Below are 3,734 nucleotides of genomic sequence, written 5' to 3' on the forward strand. Positions count from 1 at the left end.
GCACCAGCCGCGACGGGTCGTGGTCGCGCACGGCGGCGTCCGGGGCGAAGCCGTTGATCATGTCGCCGCGGTAGGACTTCAACCCCAACGCGTCGATGTCGGCCGAGCGCGGCTTGGCGTACTGGCCGGCGATGCGGGCCACCTTGACCACCGGCATGCTCGAGCCGTATGTCAGCACCACCGCCATCTGCAGCAGCGTGCGGACGTTGCCGCGGATGTGGGGTTCGGTGTTCTCGGTGAACGTCTCCGCGCAGTCCCCACCCTGCAGCAGGAACGCCTCGCCCCGGGCCACCTGGGCCAGCTGCTCCTGCAACCGGACGATCTCCGACGGCACCGTCACCGGCGGGACGCTTTCGAGGACCGTGCGCATCGCCGTCGCCTGGTCGGCGGGCCAGCTGGGCTGCTGGGCGGCCGGTTTGGCCAGTGCGGCGTCCAGCCGCGCCCGCAGATCGGTCGGCAGCGGCGGCAGCGGCGGCAGCTGATCGATCGGTATGTCGACGGTCCAGTTCATCGGTCCATCGTAACCGCGGCGCGGGGGTCCCTGGTCAGGGCTGATCTGCGGGAACGCGGCCCGGCCGGGTGCGTCCCGCCGGCGTCTCAGTCCCCACCGGTGATGAGCCGGTATCTGCGGAGCTGATCGCGCGCGTCGACCAGCGCGTCGTGCGCGTCGGACGATCGGGGCGGCATCCGTGGGCTGCCCCGGTCCTCCCACAGTTGCCGCAGCTCACGGGTGAAGCGCGGGATCGCTCGCGGCAGCTCCGGCATGGTGCCCCACAGCTGACACAAGGCCACGTGGTCGTAGGCCGCCACCCACGCCCACAGCTCGATCGGCTCGGCGGCCGCCCGCCCGGAATTCAGGCCGAAGAAGTCCTCCAGGTCCTCCCGGATCTGGCGGCGCGAGCGCCACAGCTGCGACGCCGGGGGCGGCAGCTTGGGCAGCACGTTGGCGCGCACCCAGGGCCCGGCGCGCTCGGGGTCGAATTCGGTGGACACCGCGTAGTACTCGCGGCCGTCTTCGGCGGCCACCCCGATCGAGATCAGCTCGATGGTGCGGCCGTCCTCGATGAATTCGGTGTCGTAGAAGTACCGCACCGGAGAAAGCCTAGACCGGCGACGATGAGTGCCGGCACGGCACGAAAGAGGAGCCGGTCCATCGGCCTAGACCGGCGACGATGAGTACCGGCACGGCACGAAAGAGGAGCCGGTCCATCGGCCTAGACCGGCGACGATGAGTACCGGCACGGCACGAAAGAGGAGCCGGTCCATCGGCCTAGACCGGCGACGATGAGTACCGGCACGGCACGAAAGAGGAGCCGGTCCATCGGCCTAGACCGGCGACGATGAGTACCGGCACGGCACGAAAGAGGAGCCGGTCCATCGGCCTAGACCGGCGACGATGAGTACCGGCACGGCACGAAAGAGGAGCCGGTCCATCGGCCTAGACCGGCGACGATGAGTACCGGCACGGCACGAAAGAGGAGCCGGTCCATCGGCCTAGACCGGCGACGATGAGTGCCGGCACGGCACGAAAGAGGAGCCGGTCCATCGGCCGGGGAGCCGGCTAGCGGCCGATCAGGATGGGCCCGGTGGGCGCCGGCGCGGGGTGGATCTCATGGTCGAGCGTGGCGTCGACGGTGCGATCGTCAGGCAGCCGCGGTGTGCCGGCGATGGCGCACTGCAGGTACAGCTTGGCCCGCACCACCGGGCGGCGCAGTCTCCGCTCGCGTTGCAGCGCGCGGCGCATCTTGTCCGGTTGCGTCGAATACCGCCACCGCGCCCACGGGGCGTGCGGGCGCGACAGCCGGATGGCGCCGATCACCAGCAGGATGACCAGGAACATGCCCAGCAGGCCGGTCCACACCTTGCCCTTGAGCACCACCACGACGGCCAGGGGCAACGTCAGCGCCATGGCGCTGGCCACCACGGCCCGCAGCAGCGCCGAGTCGGCGTTGTGCCAGATCGGCAGGAAAAACATCAGCGGGTGCAGACCCATGATCAACAGCCCGGCCACCGCCACCGCGGCGAACACCGCGTCCACCGAGGTGCGGCCGTCTTCGGACCAGTACACGTCGGACAGGTGCAGGATCAGTGCGTACTCGTCCAGAACCAGGGCGGCGCCGATCCCGAAAAAGGTTGCCGCGATGGTGAATTCGGGTTCATGCCCGTCGATGGCCAGCGTGACCAGCGTCAGGCCGGAGAGCAGGGTCAGCACCACCCCGAAGGTCACGTGGTGAATGTGCACTCCCCCGACGTGGACGTTGCGCGGGTGCCACCACCGGGTGGGCCTGCCGTTGTCCGCGCGGTGCCGGATCAACCGCACGAACGTCCGCGTGACGAAAAACGTCAGGATGAAGGCGACCAGGCAGCACAGCAGCGGCAGGTGCCCGCGGTCGTACACGTCGTGGGCAAACCATCGGGTCACCTCGGACACGAACGAATGGAGCACTCTTGAAAGCTACGCCTGTCTGCGCCGGGCAGGTGGGACCCGCGCTGCACCAGGCGGGTCGGGGGCCGCGCACCCATTACGCTGTGGTGCGACATGAGTACACGGCAGGCGCCCGGCGTGGGCTTGGCAGGCAAGCGGGGCCCCGGGTGGGTGCTGGGGTGGGGGCTGGCGTGGCTGACCGCCGCCGCGGGGCTCAGTTATGCGGCGTGGCAGCTGTTCGGGCACACGCCCTATCGCATCGACATCGACGTCTATCAGATGGGCGCGCGGGCGTGGATGGACGGCCACCCGCTGTACCGCGGGGACGTGCTGTTCCACACGCCGATCGTGGATCTGCCGTTCACCTATCCGCCGCTGGCGGCCATCGTGTTCTGCCCGTTCGCCTGGATGCACATGCCCACCGCCAGCGTCGCGATCACCGCCCTGACACTGTTGCTGCTGGTGGTGTCCACGGTGATCGTGCTGACCCGCCTCGACGTCTGGAGCACCTCGGCGACGCTGCCCGGTCCGGCCTGGCTGCGCCGGTGGTGGCTGGCGATCGTCGCCGCGGCGGCGGCGACGGTCTGGCTGGAACCGATCAGCTCGAACTTCGCCTTCGGCCAGATCAACGTGGTGCTGATGACGCTGGTGGTCGCCGACTGCGTGCCGCGGCGTACGCCGTGGCCGCGCGGGCTGCTGCTGGGCCTGGGTATGGCGCTGAAGCTGACCCCGGCGGTGTTCCTGCTCTATTTCCTGCTGCGCCGCGACACCCGGGCCGCGCTGACCGCGCTGGCGTCTTTCGTGGGGGCGACGCTGCTGGGTTTCGTACTGGCCTGGAACGACTCGTGGGAGTACTGGACGCACACCGTGCACCACACCGACCGGATCGGTTCCGCGTCGTTGAACACCGACCAGAACATCGCCGGCGCGCTGGCCCGGCTGGGGCTCGGGCAGCAGGAACGCTCCCTGCTCTGGGTGGCCGCGTCGCTGCTGGTGCTGGCGCTGACGGTCTGGGCGATGCGACGGGTGTTGCGCGCCGAGGAGCCCACGCTCGCGCTGGTCTGCGTCGCGCTGTTCGGGCTGGTGGTCTCGCCGGTGTCCTGGTCGCACCACTGGGTCTGGGTGCTGCCGGCGGTGCTGGTGACGGCGATCGTGGGCTGGCGGCGCCGCAACGCGGCGCTGATCGTGGTCAGCGCCGCGGGGGTGGCGCTGATGCGGTGGTCGCCGATCGACCTGCTGCCCAAGCACCACGAGGCCAGCGCGGTCTGGTGGCGTCAGCTCGCCGGGATGTCCTATGTGTGGTGGGCGC

The 3,734-nt window shown here is 70.0% G+C and carries 4 protein-coding genes; 1 reads left to right on the top strand and 3 read right to left on the bottom strand.

Annotation, left to right across the window (positions count from 1 at the left end; translation table 11 throughout):
• The 3 genes from A5624_RS23230 to A5624_RS23240 all read right to left on the bottom strand — a co-directional run.
• The coding region (locus A5624_RS23230) for a 3-deoxy-7-phosphoheptulonate synthase (protein ID WP_197519020.1) at positions 1-511 on the bottom strand (511 nt) is incomplete at its 3' end.
• Between the two features lie 86 nt (positions 512-597).
• Entirely contained in the window at positions 598-1,092 is a 495-nt protein-coding gene (locus A5624_RS23235; protein ID WP_066871683.1) for a polyadenylate-specific 3'-exoribonuclease AS, read from the bottom strand.
• Between the two features lie 469 nt (positions 1,093-1,561).
• Positions 1,562-2,446 (bottom strand): hypothetical protein, encoded by an 885-nt coding sequence (locus tag A5624_RS23240; RefSeq protein ID WP_066871686.1) that lies wholly within the window; start codon positions 2,444-2,446, stop codon positions 1,562-1,564.
• 93 nt (positions 2,447-2,539) lie between these two features.
• Between A5624_RS23240 and A5624_RS23245 the strand changes: the two genes are divergently transcribed.
• On the top strand, positions 2,540-3,734 hold a 1,195-nt coding region (locus tag A5624_RS23245), incomplete at its 3' end, for a glycosyltransferase 87 family protein (protein WP_066871690.1).

Origin of the sequence: Mycobacterium sp. 1482292.6 (assembly GCF_001672995.1) — a bacterium.
Classification (GTDB): domain Bacteria; phylum Actinomycetota; class Actinomycetes; order Mycobacteriales; family Mycobacteriaceae; genus Mycobacterium; species Mycobacterium europaeum_A.